General features: G+C 61.9%; 25 protein-coding genes and 1 tRNA gene. 17 read left to right on the top strand and 9 right to left on the bottom strand.

Annotation, left to right across the window (positions count from 1 at the left end):
• Positions 1–20 precede the first annotated feature (20 nt).
• Positions 21–509, top strand: coding sequence for a GNAT family N-acetyltransferase (locus C7I56_RS03685; protein WP_106639150.1), 489 nt, complete (start codon positions 21–23; stop codon positions 507–509).
• Here the strand turns inward: C7I56_RS03685 and dprA are convergent.
• A complete protein-coding gene (gene dprA / locus C7I56_RS03680) occupies positions 506–1,597 on the bottom strand; it encodes a DNA-processing protein DprA (protein ID WP_106639149.1) in 1,092 nt (363 codons plus the stop codon). The two genes, C7I56_RS03685 and dprA, sit on opposite strands and share 4 nt — an antisense overlap.
• Positions 1,594–2,196 (bottom strand): glycerol-3-phosphate 1-O-acyltransferase PlsY, encoded by a 603-nt coding sequence (gene plsY / locus C7I56_RS03675; protein WP_106639148.1) that lies wholly within the window; start codon positions 2,194–2,196, stop codon positions 1,594–1,596. The genes dprA and plsY overlap by 4 nt, the downstream gene beginning before the upstream one ends.
• Positions 2,197–2,271: 75 nt before the next feature.
• On the opposite strand from plsY, the gene murI reads away from it, so the two are divergent.
• The 7 genes from murI (at position 2,272) to C7I56_RS12255 (ending at position 7,949) form a co-directional block, all read left to right on the top strand.
• Entirely contained in the window at positions 2,272–3,063 is a 792-nt protein-coding gene (gene murI, locus C7I56_RS03670; RefSeq protein WP_106639147.1) for a glutamate racemase, read from the top strand.
• A gap of 106 nt (positions 3,064–3,169) precedes the next feature.
• Complete coding sequence (gene hemA, locus C7I56_RS03665; RefSeq protein WP_106639146.1) at positions 3,170–4,384, top strand: 5-aminolevulinate synthase; 1,215 nt, start codon at positions 3,170–3,172, stop codon at positions 4,382–4,384.
• A 211-nt stretch (positions 4,385–4,595) separates the two neighbouring features.
• Complete coding sequence (gene rpiB / locus C7I56_RS03660; protein WP_106639145.1) at positions 4,596–5,054, top strand: ribose 5-phosphate isomerase B; 459 nt, start codon at positions 4,596–4,598, stop codon at positions 5,052–5,054.
• The gene (glyA, locus tag C7I56_RS03655) at positions 5,051–6,337 is read left to right on the top strand and encodes a serine hydroxymethyltransferase (RefSeq protein WP_106639144.1); all 1,287 of its coding nucleotides are present in this window, start codon (positions 5,051–5,053) and stop codon (positions 6,335–6,337) included. The genes rpiB and glyA overlap by 4 nt, the downstream gene beginning before the upstream one ends.
• 133 nt (positions 6,338–6,470) lie before the next feature.
• The gene (nrdR, locus tag C7I56_RS03650; RefSeq protein WP_106639143.1) at positions 6,471–6,932 is read left to right on the top strand and encodes a transcriptional regulator NrdR; all 462 of its coding nucleotides are present in this window, start codon (positions 6,471–6,473) and stop codon (positions 6,930–6,932) included.
• Complete coding sequence (locus C7I56_RS03645; RefSeq protein ID WP_106639142.1) at positions 6,929–7,657, top strand: RNA methyltransferase; 729 nt, start codon at positions 6,929–6,931, stop codon at positions 7,655–7,657. Before nrdR ends, C7I56_RS03645 begins: the two co-directional genes overlap by 4 nt.
• Before the next feature lie 79 nt (positions 7,658–7,736).
• On the top strand, positions 7,737–7,949 hold the full coding sequence (locus C7I56_RS12255; protein ID WP_158702986.1) for a hypothetical protein: 213 nt from the start codon (positions 7,737–7,739) through the stop codon (positions 7,947–7,949).
• Positions 7,950–7,988: 39 nt separating this feature from the next.
• Here the strand turns inward: C7I56_RS12255 and C7I56_RS03640 are convergent, their stop codons facing one another.
• A complete protein-coding gene (locus tag C7I56_RS03640) occupies positions 7,989–8,291 on the bottom strand; it encodes a chorismate mutase (RefSeq protein WP_106639141.1) in 303 nt (100 codons plus the stop codon).
• Positions 8,292–8,438: 147 nt separating this feature from the next.
• Here C7I56_RS03640 and C7I56_RS03635 point away from each other — a divergent pair, with 147 nt between their 5' ends.
• Both C7I56_RS03635 and rpsD read left to right on the top strand, forming a co-directional pair.
• The gene (locus C7I56_RS03635) at positions 8,439–8,705 is read left to right on the top strand and encodes a hypothetical protein (RefSeq protein ID WP_158702985.1); all 267 of its coding nucleotides are present in this window, start codon (positions 8,439–8,441) and stop codon (positions 8,703–8,705) included.
• Positions 8,706–8,849: 144 nt separating this feature from the next.
• Positions 8,850–9,464 carry a 30S ribosomal protein S4 gene (rpsD, locus tag C7I56_RS03630; RefSeq protein WP_106639139.1) on the top strand — a complete coding sequence of 205 codons (615 nt, stop codon included), beginning with the start codon at positions 8,850–8,852 and terminating at the stop codon, positions 9,462–9,464.
• Positions 9,465–9,515: 51 nt separating this feature from the next.
• Here rpsD and C7I56_RS03625 read toward each other — a convergent pair whose 3' ends face one another.
• Positions 9,516–11,486, bottom strand: coding sequence for an alpha/beta hydrolase family protein (locus tag C7I56_RS03625; protein ID WP_106639138.1), 1,971 nt, complete (start codon positions 11,484–11,486; stop codon positions 9,516–9,518).
• 124 nt (positions 11,487–11,610) lie between these two features.
• Here C7I56_RS03625 and C7I56_RS03620 point away from each other — a divergent pair, with 124 nt between their 5' ends.
• The 3 genes from C7I56_RS03620 to aguB all read left to right on the top strand — a co-directional run bounded on the left by C7I56_RS03620 (position 11,611) and on the right by aguB (position 15,382).
• Positions 11,611–13,272, top strand: a complete 1,662-nt coding sequence (locus C7I56_RS03620; RefSeq protein ID WP_106639137.1) for a M28 family metallopeptidase — start codon at positions 11,611–11,613, stop codon at positions 13,270–13,272.
• A 138-nt stretch (positions 13,273–13,410) separates the two neighbouring features.
• Positions 13,411–14,391: an agmatine deiminase family protein gene (locus C7I56_RS03615; protein WP_106639628.1), complete on the top strand. Its 981-nt coding sequence runs from the start codon at positions 13,411–13,413 to the stop codon at positions 14,389–14,391.
• Positions 14,392–14,533: 142 nt separating this feature from the next.
• A complete protein-coding gene (aguB, locus tag C7I56_RS03610; protein ID WP_106639627.1) occupies positions 14,534–15,382 on the top strand; it encodes an N-carbamoylputrescine amidase in 849 nt (282 codons plus the stop codon).
• Between the two features lie 22 nt (positions 15,383–15,404).
• Here the strand turns inward: aguB and C7I56_RS03605 are convergent, their stop codons facing one another.
• Positions 15,405–15,623, bottom strand: coding sequence for a DUF6500 family protein (locus tag C7I56_RS03605; protein WP_106639626.1), 219 nt, complete (start codon positions 15,621–15,623; stop codon positions 15,405–15,407).
• 111 nt (positions 15,624–15,734) lie between these two features.
• On the opposite strand from C7I56_RS03605, the gene C7I56_RS03600 reads away from it, so the two are divergent.
• On the top strand, positions 15,735–16,022 hold the full coding sequence (locus C7I56_RS03600) for a hypothetical protein (RefSeq protein ID WP_106639136.1): 288 nt from the start codon (positions 15,735–15,737) through the stop codon (positions 16,020–16,022).
• Positions 16,023–16,046: 24 nt separating this feature from the next.
• Here the strand turns inward: C7I56_RS03600 and C7I56_RS03595 are convergent, their stop codons facing one another.
• A complete protein-coding gene (locus C7I56_RS03595; RefSeq protein WP_106639135.1) occupies positions 16,047–16,817 on the bottom strand; it encodes a S8/S53 family peptidase in 771 nt (256 codons plus the stop codon).
• A 203-nt stretch (positions 16,818–17,020) separates the two neighbouring features.
• Here C7I56_RS03595 and folK point away from each other — a divergent pair, with 203 nt between their 5' ends.
• Together folK and C7I56_RS03585 are read left to right on the top strand one after the other, a co-directional pair.
• Positions 17,021–17,527 carry a 2-amino-4-hydroxy-6-hydroxymethyldihydropteridine diphosphokinase gene (folK, locus tag C7I56_RS03590; protein WP_106639134.1) on the top strand — a complete coding sequence of 169 codons (507 nt, stop codon included), beginning with the start codon at positions 17,021–17,023 and terminating at the stop codon, positions 17,525–17,527.
• 16 nt (positions 17,528–17,543) lie between these two features.
• A tRNA-Lys gene (locus C7I56_RS03585) sits at positions 17,544–17,619 on the top strand.
• A 15-nt stretch (positions 17,620–17,634) separates the two neighbouring features.
• Here C7I56_RS03585 and C7I56_RS03580 read toward each other — a convergent pair.
• Entirely contained in the window at positions 17,635–17,952 is a 318-nt protein-coding gene (locus C7I56_RS03580) for a hypothetical protein (protein WP_106639133.1), read from the bottom strand.
• 138 nt (positions 17,953–18,090) lie between these two features.
• Here C7I56_RS03580 and C7I56_RS03575 point away from each other — a divergent pair, with 138 nt between their 5' ends.
• Positions 18,091–18,693 carry a phosphatase PAP2 family protein gene (locus C7I56_RS03575; protein ID WP_245409577.1) on the top strand — a complete coding sequence of 201 codons (603 nt, stop codon included), beginning with the start codon at positions 18,091–18,093 and terminating at the stop codon, positions 18,691–18,693.
• A 31-nt stretch (positions 18,694–18,724) separates the two neighbouring features.
• Here the strand turns inward: C7I56_RS03575 and C7I56_RS03570 are convergent, their stop codons facing one another.
• Together C7I56_RS03570 and uvrC are read right to left on the bottom strand one after the other, a co-directional pair.
• Positions 18,725–19,378 (bottom strand): DUF938 domain-containing protein, encoded by a 654-nt coding sequence (locus tag C7I56_RS03570; RefSeq protein WP_106639132.1) that lies wholly within the window; start codon positions 19,376–19,378, stop codon positions 18,725–18,727.
• 52 nt (positions 19,379–19,430) lie between these two features.
• Positions 19,431–21,347: an excinuclease ABC subunit UvrC gene (uvrC, locus tag C7I56_RS03565; RefSeq protein ID WP_425352363.1), complete on the bottom strand. Its 1,917-nt coding sequence runs from the start codon at positions 21,345–21,347 to the stop codon at positions 19,431–19,433.
• Between the last annotated feature and the right edge of the window lie 145 nt (positions 21,348–21,492).

The following is a 21,492-nucleotide window of genomic DNA, read 5'->3' as shown; positions in this document are numbered from 1 at the left end:
GTTCGTCAAGGGCGCTCGCGATGATCCGTACACCGCGCCTACTTTTGCGTCGCGCGACGATGGACGATCTTGCCGCCATGCATTGCGTGCTGAGCGACCCGCGCGCCACGCTCTACTGGTCGACGCCGCCGCATGAAACCGTGGAGGTAACGGCGGCGTGGATGGAGTCCATGATCTCCTCCACGCCCGAGCAGTCCGAAGACTTCATCATCGAAAGGGACGGCGCGGTGATCGGCAAGATCGGCGCCTGGCGCCTCCCAGAGCTTGGCTACATCATCCACCCGGATCACTGGGGCCAGGGCCTGACGACCGAAGCACTGGCCGCCTTCCTCGACCATGTCGCGAGGCGGCCGGACGTCACGCACCTCACCGCCGACGTCGACCCCCGCAACGCCCCGTCGATCCGCCTCCTCGAAAAATATGGATTTTACGAAACCGGCCGCACCGAACGCACCGCCTTCACCCAAATCGGCTGGTGCGACAGTGTCTATTTCCGCAAGGATTTCTAGGCGAGGCTGACCTTTGCGCCCGCATGCCGTTCCAGACGTCCGGCAAGCTCGAGCTCAAGCAAGACCATGTGCACGATCGCGGGCGGTAGTTCGGCCTGGCGGATCACTTCGTCCACGGACACCGCCGTGGGACTGAGGAGATCCAGCACCACCCGCCGTTCCTTCTCGCTTGCGTCCGGGGCGGCGGCAGGAGCGGCGTAATCGCGGCCTACCTGCGCGAGGGGGCGAAGGTGGAAGGGGCGGATTGTTTCAAGGACATCCTCCGCATTCTGGATCAGGGTCGCGCCGTCGCGGATCAGGCCATTGCAGCCCTGCGCGCGCGGATCGATGGGGGAGCCAGGCACCGCCATCACGTCGCGCCCGAATTCGGCGGCATAGCGCGCGGTGATGAGCGAGCCGGATCTTGGCGCGGCCTCCAACACCACCGTACCGTGGGAGAGACCAGCGATGATCCGGTTGCGATAGGGGAAATGCCGCGCATGGGGCTGAACGCCTGGCGGCTGCTCGGCGATCAGCAGGCCGCGTTCGGATATCGCCTTCTGCCGCGCCTCGTTTTCCGGCGGATAATAGACATCGATACCGCCCGCGATGACGGCGATCGTGCCGCCTTCCAGCGCGCCGTCATGGACCGCCGTGTCGATGCCGCGCGCAAGGCCGGAAACGACCACAGCGCCGCCCCCCGCAACATCCTGCGCCAATTGCCGGGCGAAGCGGCAGGCGGCGGCCGATGCATTGCGCGCGCCGACCATCGCGATAGCGGGCATGTCGAGCAGGGAGAATTGTCCCTTGGCGATGAGCGCGGGCGGCGCCGTGTCGAGCTCGGCCAGCAGCGGGGGATAAAGACCCTGCCCCAAGAACAAGTAGCGCGCACCCAATGCCGCCACCCGCTCCATCTCCCGCTCAATCGCCGCGCGCGGGGCGATACGCGGCGGGCGGCCGCCCCCTCGCGCGGCAAGATCCGGAATGGCATCGAGCGCCGCCTTTGCCGATCCATAGCGTGCAAGGAGCTGGAAGTAAGTGACCGGCCCGACATTGTCAGACCGGATGAGGCGAAGCCGGGCGAGCTGGTCCTCTGAAAAGCCAGTCACTTTTTCTGCCCTACTTTGGGTTCCGTCCCGGCGATGAGACGCCCGATATTTTCACGGTGCTTCCACAATATGAGCAAGGCCATGCCGAGGAAGAGCGAGGCCATTGCAACCTCGCCTGTCGCGAAAGCAGCAACGGGCGCGGAAAGCGATGCGGACATGCCGCCCACCGAAGAGCGGCGGCTTAAAAGCAACGCGCCGATCCACACGGTCGCAAAGATCAGCGCCAATAAGGGTGCGAGCCCGAGGAGAATGCCGAGGAAGGTCGCCACGCCCTTGCCGCCCCGGAAGCGCAGCCACACTGGATAAAGATGCCCGAGCAGCGCGCCTATCGCCGCAACGCCTTCAAGACCCGGAAACAGCGCCCGAACGATCAGGATCGCCGCCGTCGCCTTCAGCATATCGAGGATCAAGGTCGCCGCGGCGAGGCCCTTGCGCCCCGTCCGCAGCACATTGGTCGCGCCGATATTACCTGAACCGATTGCCCGCAAGTCGCCCGCACCGGTGAGGCGGGTAAGAATGATACCGAAAGGGATGGAGCCAAGACAGTAGCCGATCAGGAGGGCAAGGATCGGCGGAAGCGCGGTTTCAGGCGTCAACATGCCGCCGGGTTTAGCGCCTCGCTTCGGACGCGCAACATTTACTCGCGAACGGATGAGAGGCTACACAGCCAATAAATGGCAAAACCCCTCCTCATCTTCGATTCCGGAATTGGCGGCCTGTCCGTCCTGAAACCGATCCGCGCGCTGATGCCGGCCGCGCCCATCGTCTATGTCGCTGACAATGCGGGCTATCCCTACGGCACGAAGAGCGAGGCGGAGATTGCGGCGCGCGTTCCCGCCCTTCTTGGCCGCCTCTCCGAACGCTTCGATCCCGAATTGATCGTCATCGCCTGCAACACCGCCTCCACCATTGCGCTCGACCACGTCCGCGCCGCGCTCGACCTGCCGATCGTGGGCACCGTGCCCGCGATCAAACCGGCGGCGGCGCTCTCGAAATCGCGCACCATCGGCGTCCTCGGCACGAACGCCACGGTGCGCCAGGCCTATGTGGATCGCCTTTCCGCAGAATTCGCCAGCGATTGCACGGTGATCCGCCACGGCTCGGCCGAGCTGGTCGACGCCGCCGAAGCGAAATTGCGGGGGGAAACGCCCGATCCCGCTATCTTCGCCCGCGCCCTCGATGGCCTCTTCTCTCAAACGGGTGGCGACCGGATCGACACGATCGTCCTCTCCTGCACACACTTTCCGCTGGTCGAGGAAGAATTGGCAAAGACCGCCACGCGCCCCATCCGCTTCGTGGACGGCAGCGAAGGTATCGCCCGCCGCACCGCCTGGCTGACGCGGGCGCATGTTTGGCCCGATATTCCATCTGACAGCTTCGCGGTCTTCACCCGCAGAGCGCCGGAAGTCGAAGCTTATACAGTCGCTCTTCGCGATTTCGGGCTAGCCAGGATCGAAACTCTCTAATCCACCCCCCAAAAGGAGGGGCATATTTTGCGATCTATTCGCACTGGCCTTTTCAAACCGCTTTATTGTAAGGGGCGCGCAAGGCACGTTCCCGAGGACAAGTATCTTGGATTATCAGCGGGTTTTCGCACAGGCGATCGAGCGGCTTCACGCCGAAGGGCGCTACCGCGTGTTCATCGATATCCTGCGCAACAAGGGCGCCTTTCCGAACGCCCGCTGCTTTGCCGGCCATAATGGGCCGAAGCCGATCACCGTTTGGTGCTCCAACGATTATCTCGCCATGGGCCAGCATCCCGCCGTCGTCGGCGCGATGGAAGAGGCGCTGCACGATGTCGGCGCGGGCTCGGGCGGCACGCGGAATATCGGCGGCAACACGCATTACCATGTTGAGCTGGAAGCCGAACTCGCGGATCTCCACGGCAAGGAAGCGGCCCTCCTCTTCACCTCGGGCTATGTCTCGAACGAAGCGACATTGTCGACGATCGCGAAGATCCTGCCCGGCTGCATCATCTTTTCCGACGAGCTCAATCACGCATCGATGATTGCGGGCATCCGCAATTCGGGCTGCGAGAAGCACGTGTTCCGCCACAATGACGTAGCCCATCTCGAAGAATTGCTCGCGGCCGCGCCTGCGGACGCGCCGAAGCTCATCGCCTTCGAAAGCGTCTATTCGATGGACGGCGACGTCGCGCCGATCGCGGAGATTTGCGATCTCGCTGACCGCTACAATGCCCTCACCTATCTCGACGAAGTCCATGCCGTCGGCATGTATGGCGCGCGCGGGGGCGGCATTTCGGAGCGCGACGATGTCGCCCATCGCCTCACCATCGTGGAAGGCACATTGGGCAAGGCGATCGGTGTCATGGGCGGCTATATCGCGGCCGATCGCAACATCGTCGATGTGATCCGCAGCTACGCGCCGGGTTTCATCTTCACGACCTCATTGTCGCCGGTCCTGGTCGCGGGCGCCCTCGCCAGCGTGAAGCATCTTAAGGCCTCATCCGAAGAACGCGACGCCCAGCAGGCCGCGGCGAAAAAGCTCAAGGGAATCTTCGCCGAAGCAGGCCTTCCCACCCTCCCCTCCACCACGCACATCGTGCCGCTGATGGTCGGCGATCCGGTAAAGGCGAAGCGGATCAGCGACATCCTGCTCGCCGAATATGGCGTCTACGTCCAACCCATCAACTACCCCACCGTGCCGCGCGGCACCGAACGCCTCCGCTTCACCCCGGGGCCCGCGCATACGGAAGAGATGATGCGCGAATTGGCGAACGCGCTGGTCGAAATCTGGGATCGGCTGGAAATCCGGCTGGCGGCGTAAGGCGAGGCCTCCCTACCGTTCGCCCTGAGTAGCCGCTGAGCCTGTCGAAGCGGTGTATCGAAGGGCTCCGCGCGGAATGCTTCGATACGGGTCTTTGGCAAGCTCAGCCCCTACTCAGCACGAACGCGGAAGGGGTTCCTCACATTATCCGGTGGCGAATCCCGCTTCTCTCCACTAGAGGCTGTGGCTCACCAAAACGGAGACGCACGCCATGGCCCATCGCATCGCCATCGCTTCCGATCACGCCGCCGTGGACTTGAAGGCCGCGCTCGCCGATTATCTGCGTGAAAAGGGGCATGACGTTTCCGACCTCGGCCCGCCGTCCACCGACAGCGTCGACTACCCGCTCTACGGGTATAAGCTCGCGGACGTGATCGCGTCCGGTGAGGCCGATTATGGCGTCGCCCTCTGCGGGTCCGGCATCGGCATCTCGATCGCGATCAACCGCAGCCCCGCCTGCCGCTGCGCCCTCGTGTCGGAGCCGCTGTCCGCGACCTTCGCCCGCTCCCACAATGACGCAAACGTCATTGCCATGGGCGCGCGGCTTATCGGGCCGGAAATGGCCAAGGCCTGCCTAGACGCCTTTTTCTCCACCGATTTTGCAGGCGATCGGCATCAACGCCGCGTCGATCAGCTTTCCAATCCCTCTTTCGCCAAGGACCAAGCATGACCGAGATCCGCGACGCCGGTTTCTTCACCGAAAATCTTGGCTCCGCCGACAGCGCCGTCGCCGATGCGATCGCGGCCGAGCTTGATCGCCAGCAGAACCAGATCGAGCTGATCGCGTCCGAAAACATTGTCTCGAAGGCCGTGCTCGAAGCGCAGGGCTCGATCTTCACCAACAAATATGCCGAAGGCTATCCGGGCCGCCGTTACTATCAGGGCTGCGCCCCGTCCGACGCCGTTGAAACCCTCGCTATCGAACGCGCCAAGCAGCTGTTCAATTGCGGCTTCGTCAACGTCCAGCCGCACTCGGGCGCACAGGCGAACGGCGCCGTTATGCTGGCGCTCACCAAGCCCGGTGACACGATCATGGGCCTCAGCCTCGATGCGGGCGGCCACCTCACCCATGGCGCAAAGCCTGCGCTCTCGGGCAAATGGTATAATGCAGTCCAATATGGCGTCCGTCCCGACGATCATCAGATCGACTATGATCAGGTCGAGCGGCTCGCCAAGGAGCATAAGCCCACCCTCATCATCGCGGGCGGTTCGGCCTATCCGCGCCACATCGATTTCGCCCGCTTCCGTGCCATCTCGGATGAAGTGGGCGCCCTCCTCATGGTCGACATGGCGCACTTTGCGGGCCTGGTCGCGGCGGGCGAGCATCCCACGCCTTTCGGCCATGCCGACGTGGTCACGACCACGACCCACAAGACCCTGCGCGGCCCGCGCGGCGGCATGATCCTCACCGACGACGAAGCCATCGCCAAGAAGATCAATTCGGCGGTCTTTCCGGGCCTCCAGGGCGGCCCGCTCGTTCACGTCATCGCCGCCAAGGCCGTGGCGTTCGGCGAAGCGCTCCAGCCCGAATTCAAGGCCTATGCCAAGGCGGTCATCGCCAATGCCCAAGCCCTTGCCGCCCGCCTCAAGGCACGCGGCGCCGATCTCGTCGCGGGCGGAACCGACACCCACCTCGCCCTCGTCGATCTTCGTCCGCTCGGCATCACCGGCAAGGATGCGGACGAGGCGCTTGAGCGCTCGTCCATCACCTGCAACAAGAATGGCGTGCCCTTCGATCCGCTGCCGCCCTTGAAGACCAGCGGTATCCGCGTGGGCTCGCCCGCAGGCACTACGCGCGGCTTCGGCGTGGCGGAATTCGAGGAAATCGGCGACATGATCGCCGACGTTCTCGACGGCCTCGCTGCCAGGGGCGAGCATGGCGACGCAAGCGTGGAAGCCGACGTCAAGGCGCGCGTCCGCGCCCTCTGCGCCCGCTTCCCGATCTATCAATGAGTCCATATCCGTTCGTGCTGAGTAAAGACCGAGCCTGTCGAGGGCTCGTATCGAAGCGCCTGCACAAGACCCTTCGATACGCCATTTCGACAGGCTCAACGGCTACTCAGGGCGAACGGAGAAAGCCTGACTGATGCGCTGCCCTTTCTGCGCCCATGACAATAGCCAGGTGAAGGACAGCCGTCCGTCCGAGGACGGCTCCTCCATCCGTCGCCGTCGCCAATGCGAAGATTGCGGCGCGCGCTTCACGACGTTCGAGCGCGTACAGTTGCGCGACCTCATTGTCGTAAAGTCCGAAGACCGGCGCGAAACCTTCGACCGCACGAAGCTCGAACGCTCCGTCGCCATCGCCTGCCGCAAGCGCCCCGTTGCCCAAGAACGGATCGACAAGCTCGTCTCCTCAATCCAGCGTCAGGTGGAAACGAGCGGCGAGAGCGAAATCGCCTCAAGCGCGATCGGTGAAATGGTGATGAACGGCCTTCAGGCGCTCGACACCGTTGCCTACATCCGCTTCGCCAGCGTCTATAAGGATTTCCGCGAAGCCAAGGATTTCGAGGATTTCGCCGTCACCGTGGCTGAGGCGGGGCGGGAATGACCGCGCTCACCCCTCCCCCCGCAATCGTCCTCGTCCGCCCGCAACTCGGCGAAAATATCGGCAAGGCCGCGCGCGCCATGCTGAATTTCGGCCTCACCGACATGCGCCTCGTCACTCCGCGTGACGGCTGGCCGAACCCCGCCGCCGGCCCTGCCGCATCGGGGGCGGACATCGTCCTCGAAAATGCGCGGGTGTTCGATAGCGTGGCGGAGGCGGTGGCCGATTGCCCGCACGTTTATGCCACGACCGTTCGCAAACGCGGGCTCGTCATTCCCGTCGTAACGCCTGAGGTCGCAGCCCAGGAAGTTCGCGGCCATGCGGAGCAATCCGCCATCCTCTTCGGGGCCGAACGGTCCGGGCTGGAAACCGAGGAAGTGGCGATTGCGCAAAAGATCCTCACCGTTCCGGTCAACCCGGATTTCCGCTCGCTCAATCTCGCCCAGGCGGTGATCCTCATCGCCTATGAATGGTCGAAGCATGAGACACTCGCCGTCCCTACCGGAGGCGAACCCGCAGAACCCCGCGCCACCCAGGCACAACTCGAAGGCCTTATCGGCCAAATGGACGAAGCCCTCGACAAGGCCGGCTATTATTTCCCCCCGGACCGTGTTCCCGCGACCCGCAAGACGATGCGCACCATCCTTTCAAAGGCTGGCTGGTCCAACCGCGAAATCCAGGCTCTGCGCGGTATGCTTCGTTCGCTCGTCAATCCTCGCCAGCGCTGATTTCGTCGATTAGTCGACAAGTGATTGCCTTGCGTCTGCGCCGATATAGAGCGGCGCCGCTAAACCAAGCGGGGGAACCATGTCGATTTTGTTTGTTGCTCTTTCTCTGCTCGCGACCATGCCGATCGGATCGGATGTCAAGGCCGAGACGAATACCAGCGCCATGACGGCTCCGACGGAGGCTCCGAAGGAAGAGCGGAAAATCTGTAAGAAGATCGAGGCGTCAGAATCGCGCCTTGCCGGCAAGCGCGTTTGCCTCACTGCTGCTGAATGGAAGCGGCAGTCCAATTAAGTTTGGGAACCGGAGCATGACAAATAGGTGCTCCGGCTTTCATCGCGTGGTGTCGAACCGGTCAAATTCGTAGGCGATCGACGCTTCAACCAGTCGCTCGTAAAGATCGGCAATCACCAAATCCGGCACAGCTGCTTTTGCCGCATGGCGTCTGACATTCGCAATAACCTCGGCTTTCCGTGCCTCGTCCCGAACAGCATCGCGATCCGGCTTAATCCGCGCCGCCGCGTCCATATAGCGGAAACGCTCCCCAATAAGCGCGGTAATCTGTTCATCCAGACGATCCACACCGTGGCGTACTTCTGCCATGGTGTGGCAGGCTTGTGGCTTCACTCGATCCATGGTGCCCAATTATCATATCGATCGTGGGGAGCAATCGCATTCCCTGTCGATGCTCCGTGATAGGCGGACTTTAAACATCAAACCAGATCGGCTAGGAATAAGCTTGATCAGCCGTAGCCATTAATCTTGCAATTAAAGGATGACGTTTTGCGCAGCATCAGCCTGTCAGCCGCAATACTTTGCAACCTGCTCGTTCTGTCTGGACCTGCCTTGGCCGAAAAGCCTGCAAAGAAAGACCCGAACAAGATGATTTGCCGTGCCAATCAAGTGGATACGGGTACGATCATGAGCAAGAAAGTTTGCAGGACACGCGCCGAATGGGATGCGATGAGCAAAAAAGGCGAGGATGATGTCGCCCGCCTTCGCCAGAAAACCGACAGCTATTCGGGCAGCCCGTCCAACGGCTTGAACTGATCGCATACTTGACCTCTCACCGCTCTTCTGCCAAAGGCGCGCCTTCGCAATTGGCTCCGCACCCCTGGTGAAGCGGTAGCCGCGTCGGACCTTGTCCGGCGGTGCGGTTCCAGGGACTTTGAACAGCAAATTGGAGTATGACTGATGTCGAAGCGCACCAGCGCCAAGTATAAACTTGATCGCCGTATGGGCGAAAACGTCTTCGGCCGTCCGAAGTCGCCCGTCAACAAGCGTGAATATGGCCCCGGTCAGCACGGTCAGCGCCGCAAGGGCAAGATGTCCGACTTCGGCATCCAGCTCCGCGCGAAGCAGAAGCTGAAGGGCTATTACGGCGACGTCACCGAAAAGCAGTTCAAGCGCACCTTCACCGAAGCCAGCAAGATGAAGGGCGACGCGTCGCAGAACCTCATCGGCCTGCTCGAGCGCCGCCTCGACATGATCGTCTATCGCGCCAAGTTCGCGCCGACCATCTGGGCCGCGCGTCAGATCGTCAATCACGGTCACATTCGCGTCAATGGCGTGAAGTGCAATATCGCGTCGCGTCGTATCAACGTCGGCGACGAAATCTCGCTGGGCTCGAAGGCGCAGGAAATGACCCTGGTCATGGAAGCCCAGAGCCTCGCCGAGCGCGACATTCCCGATTATGTCGTTCAGGACGGTAACACCAAGGTCACCTTCACGCGCGTTCCGACGCTCGACGAAGTGCCCTATCCGGTGAAGATGGAACCGAACCTGGTCGTCGAATTCTATTCGCGCTGATCGGTTTGAAATTATGTTGAAAGGGCGGCCAGTGGCCGCCCTTTTTTTGCCTTAAAGCTTCAATGCCTTCTTCAGGAAGTCAGCGCTTTTCCGGAGCATGTCCGTACGGGCTGCCGAATCCTCGAGATAATGGTCGAGGTCGTCGTAGATGACGAGGTCGGACGGGACGTTCGCCGCCTTTAACCGCGACGCCATCCGCTTGGCATGGCCAACCCCGACATTGCGGTCGACCGAACCATGAAACATGAGCACGGGCACCTTGATTTTATCCGCATTCTGGGACGGCGAGCCCTCCTTGATGTGCGGCCCCGATCCCACAAAGGCGCTGACCACACTGAAATCAGACCAGCCGCGCCGCTCTTCCTTCAATAAGTCGAGATCGGTAACAGGCGCGATTGCAATCGCAGCCTTGAAGAGGCCCGGCTCCGTCGCGGCTGACTGCAGCGCTGCATAGCCGCCATAGGACCAGCCGACGATCGCCATCTTGGCAGGGTCGGCAATCCCTTCCTTCACCAGCCAGCGGCCGCCATCGTCAACATCCCCGATCGCGGTTCGCCAATTCTGGAAGCCATTTTTCTGAAACCAGGCGTCGCCATAGCCGGCCGATCCGCGAAAATTGGGCTGCAGGACCGCATAGCCCTGATTGGCGAAATATTGGGAAAGCCAGTCAAAGCCCCACTCATCGCGCGCACCCGGTCCGCCATGCGGCATGACGATCGCCGGCAGCCCCTTGGCGCTTTCCTTCCCCGGCGGCAGAGTGAGATATCCAGGCACCATCGTGCCGTCAGCAGCAGGATATTGGATATGCTGGACGCTCGCCAGGGGCACCTTGTCGAGATGAGGTCGAACCGGCAGCAATTCCGACATATTCTTTGTGCTGCGATCGAGCAGGTAATAGCGGCCCGGATCGACATCGCTACCCGCCCAAATCAGCAATTTGGTCTCATCCACGCTTGAATCGGCGAAGCGAATGAGCGGCAAATTCGGAATCGCTTTCGACAGAGACACAGAAAGTTTTTGCAGCTCCGGATCGAAATAGGCGACTTCCGCTTTATCTGTGCTGTAGCGGGCGCCGACGATCCGTTCCCGCCTGCCGATAGTAACAAAGCCGCTTACGTCGACATCGGGATGAGAAAAAATCTCTTTCTCTTTAAGCGATCCATCGAGGTCCACAGTATAGGCGGCGTAACGGCCATCTTTCTTCTTGAGGCCATAAGCGACGTTGAGTTTCTTATCGACAGCATAGGGATTGAAACCCTCACCGCGATATTCGGCCATGCTTAGAGCAGCCCAATCGCGCTGGTCTGGCTGGCGATACAGATATTCGATAACCCCCTTGTCAGAGCCGGAGCTGGCCGTCTTCCTGAGGCCCATAATCCTGACGTTGCCATGGCTGTCCGTTATATATTCAACGGCGCTTGCGCGCGGCTGCTCAACGGTGGAGGATTTAAGCGTCCGCGTATCCACTCGATCGACGCCGAGGCCGTCCCTGCGCGACGCCAAAATTCTTCCTGTCGAGCGTTCGGGGATATAATTGCGGGCCATGAGCACAGTGCCATTTTCGCTTGGCAACCAATCTATGACGGAACTGCCGATCAGATCATATCCAAGTTGGTCTTGTCCGCTGCGATGGAGGACCGTGACATTCTTGCCGTCGTCATCGACACCGACGAGGCGCGAGAAGTAGGCGATTTCCGTGCCCTCGACCAAGGTTATGCCATATATCGAACAGACAAGGCGTGTGTTCGCCGCCCATTTGCAATTGCTCAATCGCTCCGGCTTGCCGCTGGCGATGAGAATGGCCTTCGGTTCGGCCCCACCATTAAGCAGAGTAACAAACAGGGCAGATCCCTGTCCTGTCAAAGGCGCGAGATAGGCGAATTTCGTGCCATCAGGCGAAATGCTGGCCTGTTCTATACTCTCGCGAGATCCGAACAAGGCGGCGGCGTCGGGTAGCTCTGCGCTCAAGGCCGTTGTCGAAAGAAGCGAAACGGACAGGCCGGCAAAAGGCAATATTCTCATGACATCCCCCCTTTTGAGCGTTTGATGCATGCTCCGGCCATCGCTGGCAAGTGGCCGGTGCCCGTCTTGCGCACCCCTTTTTCAGCTGTCACACAGGCATCCTGATCCTATTGAAAGAAGCCCCATGACCATTCGTTTCATTGCCCTGCTGACCGCCGGCACCGCACTCGCTGCCTGCACAACTGCGAATATCGACACGGCGCCCGCTTCCGCCGGATCTCCTCAAATCTCTCTCGACACCCTGAAGACTGTCACCGAACAGCTTTCCTCCGACGCCTTCGAAGGCCGCGCGCCCACCACGGCGGGCGAGGAGAAGACAGTCAATCTCATCGCCGAACGCTTCCGCGCTGCGGGGCTCCAGCCGGGCAACAATGGCAGCTGGTTCCAGGACGTGCCGCTTGTCGAAACACTCGCCACGCCGACGCCGCTCACCATTACCGGCGGCAAGGAGCCCCTCACCTTCAACTATCGCACCGACATGGTCGCGAACACCTATCAGGTGGCGCCGAAGGTCGAGCTTGCCAACAGCGACATCGTCTTTGTCGGCTATGGCATCAATGCGCCCGAGCGCGGCTGGAACGACTATGCGGGCGTGGACGTGAAGGGTAAGACGGTCGTCATCCTCATCAACGATCCCGACTATGAAACGCAGGGGCTGGAAGGCCCCTTCGAAGGCCGCGCCATGACCTATTATGGCCGCTGGACCTATAAATATGAGGAAGCCGCGCGCCAGGGTGCCGCCGCCGCGATCATCGTCCACGATACCGAACCGGCCGCTTATGGCTGGAACGTCGTCCAATCCTCATGGACTGGCGCGCAGTACAATATGGATGCCGCCAACAATCATATGGATCAATCCAAGGTGATCGGCTGGCTGACGAACGATGCGGCCAAGCGCCTGATGGCCTCGGCTGGCCAGGATCTCACCGCCCTCACCGCCGCCGCCAAGCAAAAGGGCTTCAAGGCCGTGTCGCTCGGCCTCAAGGCCAACATCAGCCTTGAGAACCAGATCAAGCGGCAGAAGTCGAAGAACGTCATCGGCGTCCTTCCCGGCAAGACGCGTCCCAACGAATATGTTCTCTATTCGGCCCATTGGGACCATCTCGGCCGCTGCGACGCGGCCCCGGACGGCGATGACATCTGCAACGGCGCGCTCGACAATGCGACCGGCACCGCCGCGCTCGTCGCCCTTGCCGAAGCGCATAAGAAGGCTGGCCAGCCTGATCGCTCGATCGTCTTCCTGGCCGTGACGGCCGAGGAATCGGGCCTGCTCGGCTCCAAATATTATGCCGAAAACCCGGTTTTCCCGCTCAATCAGACCGTTGGTGGTGTGAACATGGACGGCATCAACATCATCGGCGCGACGAAAGATGTCGTGGTGATCGGCGCGGGCAAGTCGGAACTCGAACCCTATCTCCAGCGGGCGGCGGCGGACCAGAACCGCGTGATCGTCCCCGAACCGACTCCGGAAAAGGGCTTCTTCTACCGCTCGGATCACTTCAGCTTCGCCAAGCTTGGCGTGCCGATGATCTATTTCGAAAGCGGAGAGGATTTGGTGAGCGGCGGCAAAGCCGCAGGCGCCGCGGCGGCTGAAGATTACACCACCAACCGTTATCACGGCCCGAAGGACGAATATCGCTCCGACTGGGATTGGTCGGGCGGCCTCCAGGACATCGCCCTCTTCTACCGCATCGGCCGCGAGCTTGCCGACAGCAACGCCTGGCCGAACTGGTACTCCACCGCGGAATTCCGCGCGGCGCGGGACAAGTCGCGCGGCGGGCAATAAGCTATTGGTGACAATCCCGTTCGTGCTGAGTAGGGGCTGAGCGAAGCCGAAGACCCGTATCGAAGCACTCCGCGTGGAGTCCTTCGATACGCCATTTCGACAAGCTCAATGGCTACTCAGGATGAACGGGATTCTTTGATGACCTACCGCCAGCCGCCCGAATGGGCGCATCACGAATGGGTGTGGATTGGCTTTCCGAGCCATGGCGACCTTTGGCTCGAGGATCTCGACGCCGCGCAGGAAGAGGTCGCCGCCTTCGCCCGTGCCGTGCACGCGGATGGCAATGGCGAGGAAGTGCGCCTCGTCGCCGCCGATCCCAAAGCTGTCGCACGTGCTCAGGAACTTGTCGGTCCCGACATCACGGTGATCGAGGAGATTTTCGGCGATATCTGGCTGCGCGATACCGGGCCGATCATCCTGAAATCCGGGGAAAGCCGGCTTCCCGCCAGCTTCCGCTTCAACGGCTGGGGCGGCAAATATGACTTGGAGGGCGATGATACGATCGGCCTCCGCCTTGCCGACACGATGGATGCGGAAGCCCAGCGCCATGACTGGATCCTGGAAGGCGGCGCGATCGACATCGACGGCACCGGCCTTGCCGTCACGACCGAACAATGCCTCCTCAACCCGAACCGCAATCCGGGCTTGTCAAAGCAAGAGATCGAAGCGCGGCTGAAAGCCGATCTCGGCCTCGACCGCATCTTGTGGCTGGGCGACGGCCTGCTCAATGACCACACGGACGGCCATGTCGACAATCTCGCCCGTTTCGTCGGAGAAGGGCGTATCGCGATCCCGGTCGCTGCGGGTGAAGACGACCCCAATGCCGCGATCTATGCCGATGCCAAAGCCCGCGCCGAAGCCTTCGACCTGACCGTGGTCCCCGTCCCCTCGCCTGGAAAGGTCGAGGTGGATGGCGAGATCATTCCGGCTTCCTATATGAACTTCTACATCGGCAATGCGGCGGTGGTGGTGCCGGTTTACGGCCAGCCCAACGACGATGCCGCCGTGGAGGCGATCGGCGCCCTTTTCCCCGGCCGCAAGGCCATGGGTTTCCGGGCCGATCACATCCTCACGGGCGGCGGCAGCTTCCACTGCATCAGCCAGCAGGTGCCGGAGTAAGGCCTTACCATCGCCGTTCGTGCTGAGTAGGGACTGAGCTTGGCGAAGGCCTGTATCGAAGCACTCTGAGGGGAACCCTTCGATACGCGTCTTCGACAAGCTCAGCCGCTACTCAGGGCGAACGGAAAGTGAGAGAATGCAGATGACGAAAGTAACCCTCGCCGCCCTCCAACTGGCCTTCACCGATTGCGTGGAGAAGAATATCGCCGCCGTCGAAAAGCTGGTGCGCGAAGCCGCCGCCAAGGGCGCTAAGATCATCCTGCCGCCCGAATTGTTCGAAGGCCACTATTTCTGCCGCACGCAGGATGAGGGCCATTTCGCCCGCGCGCTGCCCACGAACGAGCATCCTGTCGTCCTCGCCATGCAGAGGCTCGCCAAGGAACTGCGCGTCTACATCCCAACCAGCTTCTTCGAGGCGGATGGCCATCATCATTATAACAGCCTCGCCATGATCGATGACGAAGGCGAGATCATGGGCGTCTATCGCAAGAGCCACATTCCCGACGGCCCCGGCTATTCGGAGAAATTCTATTTCCGCCCCGGAAATACCGGCTTCAAGGTGTGGAAGACGAAATACGGCACCATCGGCGTCGGCATCTGCTGGGACCAATGGTATCCCGAAACCGCGCGCGCGATGATGCTGATGGGCGCCGATATCCTTCTCTATCCGACTGCGATCGGCACCGAACCGCACGATCCCGATCTTGATACCAGCCGCCTGTGGCGCCGCGCGATGATCGGCCATGCCGTGTCGAACGTCGTCCCAGTCGTCGCCGCCAACCGCATCGGCATGGAAGGCGACCAGCGTTTCTATGGCCACAGCTTCATTTGCGATGAACGCGGCGATTTCTTGGCCGAATATGGCGCGAACGAAACCGGCGTCCTCATCGCAACGGTGGATACCGTTCAGGCCAAGAAGCACCGTGCCGCCTTCGGCTTCTTCCGCGATCGCCGCCCTGAGCTCTATACGCGCCTGACCCAGGATATTTGAACCGGAGCGCCGCCGCAGCCGCCTAAATTCCCGATCGGATCATTTCCCGGATTTTGACCGCCTTCTCAAAATGATCCAGCGCGTGGGTCTTGATCCACCATTCGGCGGCTTCCATCAGCAGTTTGGGATCATCGTTCCGGTTCGCGAAGAATGCGTAGAAAGACAGGCCGACGCCCTCGCCCTTCTGAGCGATTTTCGCGTCGCACACCGCGATGGCTTTGGTTCTCAGGCTTTGTCTCATAATCCCCCCCATATGCGGGTGCGTCGCTACCACGCCCGCGCCAAGCGTAGAAGGCCGCATGGACTCTTCCCGCCCTTCGTCTAAACACGCGGCAGCTTAAGGAGGCGCGGCATGAAATATGAGAACGAAACATTCACCGGCGTGATGGTGAAACTCGACGGCAATGATTTTGAAAATTGCACGTTTGACGACGTCGTCTTTCACTTTGCGGGGGGCGATCTCAACATGTCGAAATGCACGATCCGCAGCTTCAGCTTCCAGTTCGATGGCGCGCTCGCCAACGGGCTGCACGCCCTTTACCAGCTGTTCGGTACAGAGGGCATGCTTCGCATCATCCGGGGCTTTACCGATCCGCAGGTTGGCGAGGAAATCGCGATTCGCCTCCCCGACCGCAGCTGACGCGCTACTGGCGCTTCCCAGGCGTCAGCTGGCACCCGGCAAAGCAGCACGTACCGCGATCGCCCCATTTCGCGCCTTTACGATCCGCGCCGTTTCGATCGGCGCGGCGAAGGACGTTCCCGTCGCGGTGGCGGCCGCCCCGCTTGCCATGACGGTCGGCACGTTAACGCCCAGCTGCCAGCGATAGACATATTTTCCTGGTTTATCCGTCGGCCGATTCGTCCCTTTCCATGGATGCCCCCCTCCATCCAGCGCGCCGACCAATATGGCTGCCGGAAAGGCTGCTTTTGCCGAGACGAGGTTCAACGGATGATCGAGCCCGTCATTGCCTGCGGCCAGGATTACCGGAATGCCCTGCCGCCCCGCCGCGCGGACGGCCTCCACGATCTGGGGATGGTCGGAAAGAGTGAGCGAAATATTGATCGCATCGACGCCCAGATAAACCGCGTGCCAGATCGCCTGGGCGACCTTTCCAGCATCCTGCTGGCAGGGCGGTGTCGCTCCCGCTGGACACCCGGCATCATCATCGATCCGGATAGAGACGATGGAAAGATCGTGCTCCGCTTCCCGTGCGAGGATCGTCGCGACCATCGTGCCATGGTCATAAGTGGGCTGAAAGGTCGGCCGCGCGCGATTGGATCCCATATCGAATTCGGCCGTCATCAGCGGCTTAAGCTCGTCGGTCAACGCCACGCCGCTGTCGATTACGGCGACGAGCGGGCGATCGGTCGCCGCATAAGCTTCCGATCCCGCCGTCAGAAAAAAGAAACATAAAGAGCCGAAAAACCCGCGCATCGCCACACCCCACCCCAGGCGGAATCGGCGATGGAGGGACGTCTTTTCCCCGCAGCCGCGCCCCCAGCGACGGCCTTGTCGGGCAGGATGTCCCCCCGGACGAATCCCGCTAACAGGCTGATGCGTAACATAAGTTCTGGAATATCCAGCATGAAATGTTGATCGGGGTGGCCGCCGTGCGCCCTCTCGGCTAGGCGCCTGTCATGGGCTCGCATCTCTATGCCATCGCGCTCGGCTCCAATCGCCGCCACGGACAGCATGGCGCTCCAACTGCTATCCTGCGTGCCGCCGCCTCGGCTTTGGATGCATTCGGACAGGTCGAAGTGATCTCTTCCATCCGCGCGACTCCCGCTTTGGGCCCGGCAGGACGCGGCTTTGCCAATGCGGCCCTCATACTCGCCACGGATATGGAACCCCCAGCCCTCCTCGCAGGCCTCAAGGCGATCGAACGCGCTTTTGGACGCCGCGCGGGTCGCCGCTGGGGTCCGCGCGTCCTTGATCTCGACATTCTGCTCTGGTCGGAAGGGGCGTGGGAAAGCCCCGGCCTCGTCATCCCCCATGCCGAGCTTCGCCACCGCCATTTCGTGCTCGCCCCCCTCGCCGAAATCGCGCCCGATTGGCGCGATCCGATATCGGGCCTTACCATCCGCCAGCTGCAAAAACGGCTGACGGCGCCAAGGCCTGTTGACCCGGACGCCGCCCGCTCCTAGTTGGACCCCGTGGTTAGGGCCGTTAGCTCAGTCGGTAGAGCAACTGACTTTTAATCAGTAGGTCGCTGGTTCGAATCCAGCACGGCTCACCACAGTTCCCATTTGTTTTACCGACAACGATCGGGATCGACGTAGCGCCGGTCGCCATCGCCGTCCGTATAATAGCAGCGGCCGTCATAATCCCAATAATAGCGCCGCTGGTTCGACGTTACCGCGCCGACGATCGCGCCGCCGACTGCGCCGGCCGCGACGCCTTCCTCGACGCTGACGCCGTCCACCGCTGCACCCACGCCTGCGCCGACTGCGGCGCCGATAGCCGCCCCCGTCGCGCCGCCGCGCAAGGCCGGATCCGTATCTCCATAAGTCGTACAGGCGCCAAGCGCAGAAGCCGCGATCACAAGTCCGGCCAGTCCAGTTTTACGCATAAATCACCTCGTCCTTTTCAGTCGGACGTCCGCTCGCGTTGAAGGGCAGCGAGCCCGCGGGCAGTCCTTGCCGGTCAAACGGGGACTCGGCGCGCTTCGTTCCGGACAGGCGATGGATGGGTGTGTTAAGGAGCCGGAATGACATTGCCAGTCCGCCTTGCCGTTACGGGTATCTCCCTCGCATTGTTTCTTGCCATGCTCTTGGCGGGTGGTTCCGGTTGGCGGTGGGACGAAGGCGTCTACCTCTTCCTCTATGGCGACCCGCGTCTCGCCGCGCCGGCACGCTTCGTCACCGAATTGGGTGGCTGGAAAATGCTCGTTCCGGCCGCGTTTCTGGGTAGCGCCGCCCTCTTCGCGGCCCACCGACGCCGCGACGCCGCTATCCTTCTCGCGATGACCATGGGGGGCCGTCTCCTGGTCTGGCTCATGAAGGAGGTTGTCGCTCGACCTCGCCCCGCGCTCGAGGATCACCTCGTCGCCGTCGGATCCGCGAGCTTTCCGAGCGGCCATGGGGCGAACGGCCTCATCACCTGGCTGGCCCTTGCCCTGCTCATTCCTCGAAAAAGCCGCGCCGTTGCGATCACGGCAGCTCTCATTCTCGCCTTCCTTATCGGCCTTAGCCGCGTCGTGCTCGGCGTCCATTGGCCCAGCGACGTCATTGCAGGCTGGGCCATCGGCCTGATCTGGACGGGCGGCCTCGCTGCGATCATTCGCGGCAAATCAGCGCGGGGCCCATCTTAAAGAGAGGACCGCCCCCTTTCCTCCGATCACTTTATGGGCGGGAAGGGACGCGCTTCCGAAACACCAGCGACAGGTTGTGCGCGGGCATTTCCTTTATATCGTCGAGCGCGAGCCCTTCAGCCCCGGCCGCCGCGACCACATCTTCGACGTACCGCAGGCCCCATTCCGGATTACGGTCTTTCAGCGACCGGTCGAACGCCTCGTTGCTCGGCGCCGCCTCTACGCCGCGCTGGCGATAAGCCCCGTAGACGTAGAGCACACCACCCTCCCGAAGCAGTTTCCCAGCCCCTTTGAGCAAGCCAAGCGTTGCCGCCCACGGGCTGATATGCACCATATTGATGCACAGGATCGCATCGGCATGATCCACCGGCCAGCGATCGGGCTCGGCGGCATCGAGCGGCACCGGAGCGAGGAGATTGGGCGCCCCATCGGCCGTCCGCCATGCCTCAACCGACCGCAGCGCGACGGGGTCAGCGTCGGTCGGCTGAAACAAAAGATGCGGGAATGCGCGCGCAAAATGCAGCGCATGCTCTCCCGTCCCGCTCGCGATTTCCAGCACCAGACCGGCATCGGGAAGCACTTCTCTCAGCACCTCCGTGATCGGATCGGCATTGCGGGCAACATGGGGCGCAGACCGCCGTGCCTCCCCCGCGCCATCGAATGTGAAAGGTTCAGGATTCGTCATTCCAACCTCCAATAGGCAACCAGATCAACACGCAGGCGGGTAATCTTCGCCCTCATCCTGTCGGGTGGAAATAGTCGTATATGCTGCGCGCCATAGCGCTGGAGATACCGGGTGCTCTCTCCAGATCCTCCAGCGCCGCATTCTTAACCGCCCGCGCTGTTCCAAAGTGCATCAGTAAAGCGCGCTTCCGTCCCGGACCAATACCGGGAACATCGTCCAGTGGGCTGGTGACCAGGCTCTTCGCACGTTTCTGGCGATGCGCACCGATTGCGAAGCGGTGGGCTTCGTCGCGGATACGCTGGAGATAGAAGAGCGTCGGATCGTTGGTCGGCAGCGTGATTTCGCGGCCGCCGGGAAGGTGCATGACCTCTCGACCAGCATTGCGGTCCGGCCCCTTTGAAATGGCGACGACCGGGATGTCGTGAACGCCCGCATCTTCCATCGTCTCGCATACGGCGGAGAGCTGCCCCTTGCCGCCGTCGATCAGCAGCAGGTCCGGCCATTCGCCGCTGGTCCGCTCCGGATCTTCCTTTTCCAGGCGAGCGAAACGGCGCGACAGCACCTCGCGCATCATCGCGAAATCGTCGCCGGGTGCTGTTTCCGGGCGCTTGATGTTGAACTTGCGGTAAGCATTCTTGCGGAAGCCCTCCGGCCCCGCGACGATCATCGCGCCGACCGCGTTGGTGCCCTGAACGTGGCTGTTGTCGTACACCTCGATCCGATTGGGCGAAGCAGGCAGTTCGAACAGGTCCGCAAGCGCCTTCAAATTACGGTTCTGGGTCGCCGATTCCGCAAGACGGCGGTCAAGAGCCTCCTCTGCATTGCGCTTCGCCTGCTTCACCATGCGCACGTGATCGCCGCGCTGGGGATGGCGGAGCGTCACCTTGCGCCCTGCCCGCTCGCCAAAGGCTTCCTCCAAAAGAGCGGCCTCGCCGAGTGTGCGGTCGAGCAGGATCGTCTTGGGCGGCGGCACTTCCTCGTAAAATTGGGTGAGGAAGCTGGTCAGCACTTCCTCTTCCGGCACCTCATTGGTGTGGGAAGGGAAGAAGCTGCGATGACCCCAATTCTGCCCGCCCCGGATGAAGAAGGCCTGGATGCACATATTGCCGCCCTTGCAGGCGAGCGCGAAGATGTCCGCATCCCCCAACCCCTCGGCGTGGATGGTCTGCGTGCCCTGGATGAAGGTGAGCGCGCGCAGGCGGTCGCGGTAGACCGCCGCCAGCTCGAAATCCATATTGTCGGCGGCCTCGCTCATCAGCTTGCCAAGCTTCGCCTGTACCTTGGTCGATTTGCCGCCGAGGAAGTCCTTCGCGTCCTGCACCAGCTCGTCATATCCCGCCTCGTCGATCCGGCCGACGCAAGGGGCAGAGCAGCGGCGAATTTGATAAAGCAGACAGGGGCGCGACCGATTGGCAAAGAAGCTGTCCGTGCAGCTCCTGAGCAGAAACAACTTCTGAAGCGCATTCAGCGTATTGCGCACCGATCCGGCGCTGGCGAACGGCCCATAATATTGCCCCTTCGCCCGCCGCGCGCCGCGGTGGAGCTGCACGCGGGGAAAACCATGGTCCTCGCGGAGCAGGATGAAGGGGAAGCTCTTATCGTCGCGGAGAAGGACATTGTAAGGCGGCCGGTAGCGCTTGATGAGCTGCGCTTCGAGCAGCAGCGCCTCGGCCTCCGTATTGGTCGTGACGATCAGCATTGACCGCGTCTGCGCGACCATACGCTGCAGCCGCTTCGTCAGCCGCGCAACCTGCGTGTAGTTGGTGACGCGATTCTTCAGCGCCCGCGCCTTGCCGACGTAGAGCACCTCTCCCTTCGCATCGAGCATCCGGTAAACGCCTGGACGGACGGGCAGCGTCTTCACGGTGCTGCGAATGACCGCGACGCCGACCTCCAGGTCCGGCTGATCGCTGCCGCGCACAGTGTAAACGGATTTCTCTTCGTTGAAGCGGTCGGAGGACTTGGTCACAACGGGGATTTAGGGGTTGTTGGTTCTCACCACCACCCTCTTGTCACACCAAACCCGCAGGCTTGTCGAAGCTCATTTCAGCTGGAACCATCCTTCGACAAGCTCAGGACTAGCGGTTGAGGGGAGCAGCGTCATTCCGGCGAAA

Source organism: Allosphingosinicella vermicomposti (genome assembly GCF_003012815.1).
In the GTDB taxonomy this organism is placed as follows: domain Bacteria; phylum Pseudomonadota; class Alphaproteobacteria; order Sphingomonadales; family Sphingomonadaceae; genus Allosphingosinicella; species Allosphingosinicella vermicomposti.
This window is presented reverse-complemented; position numbering and strand designations above follow the sequence as displayed.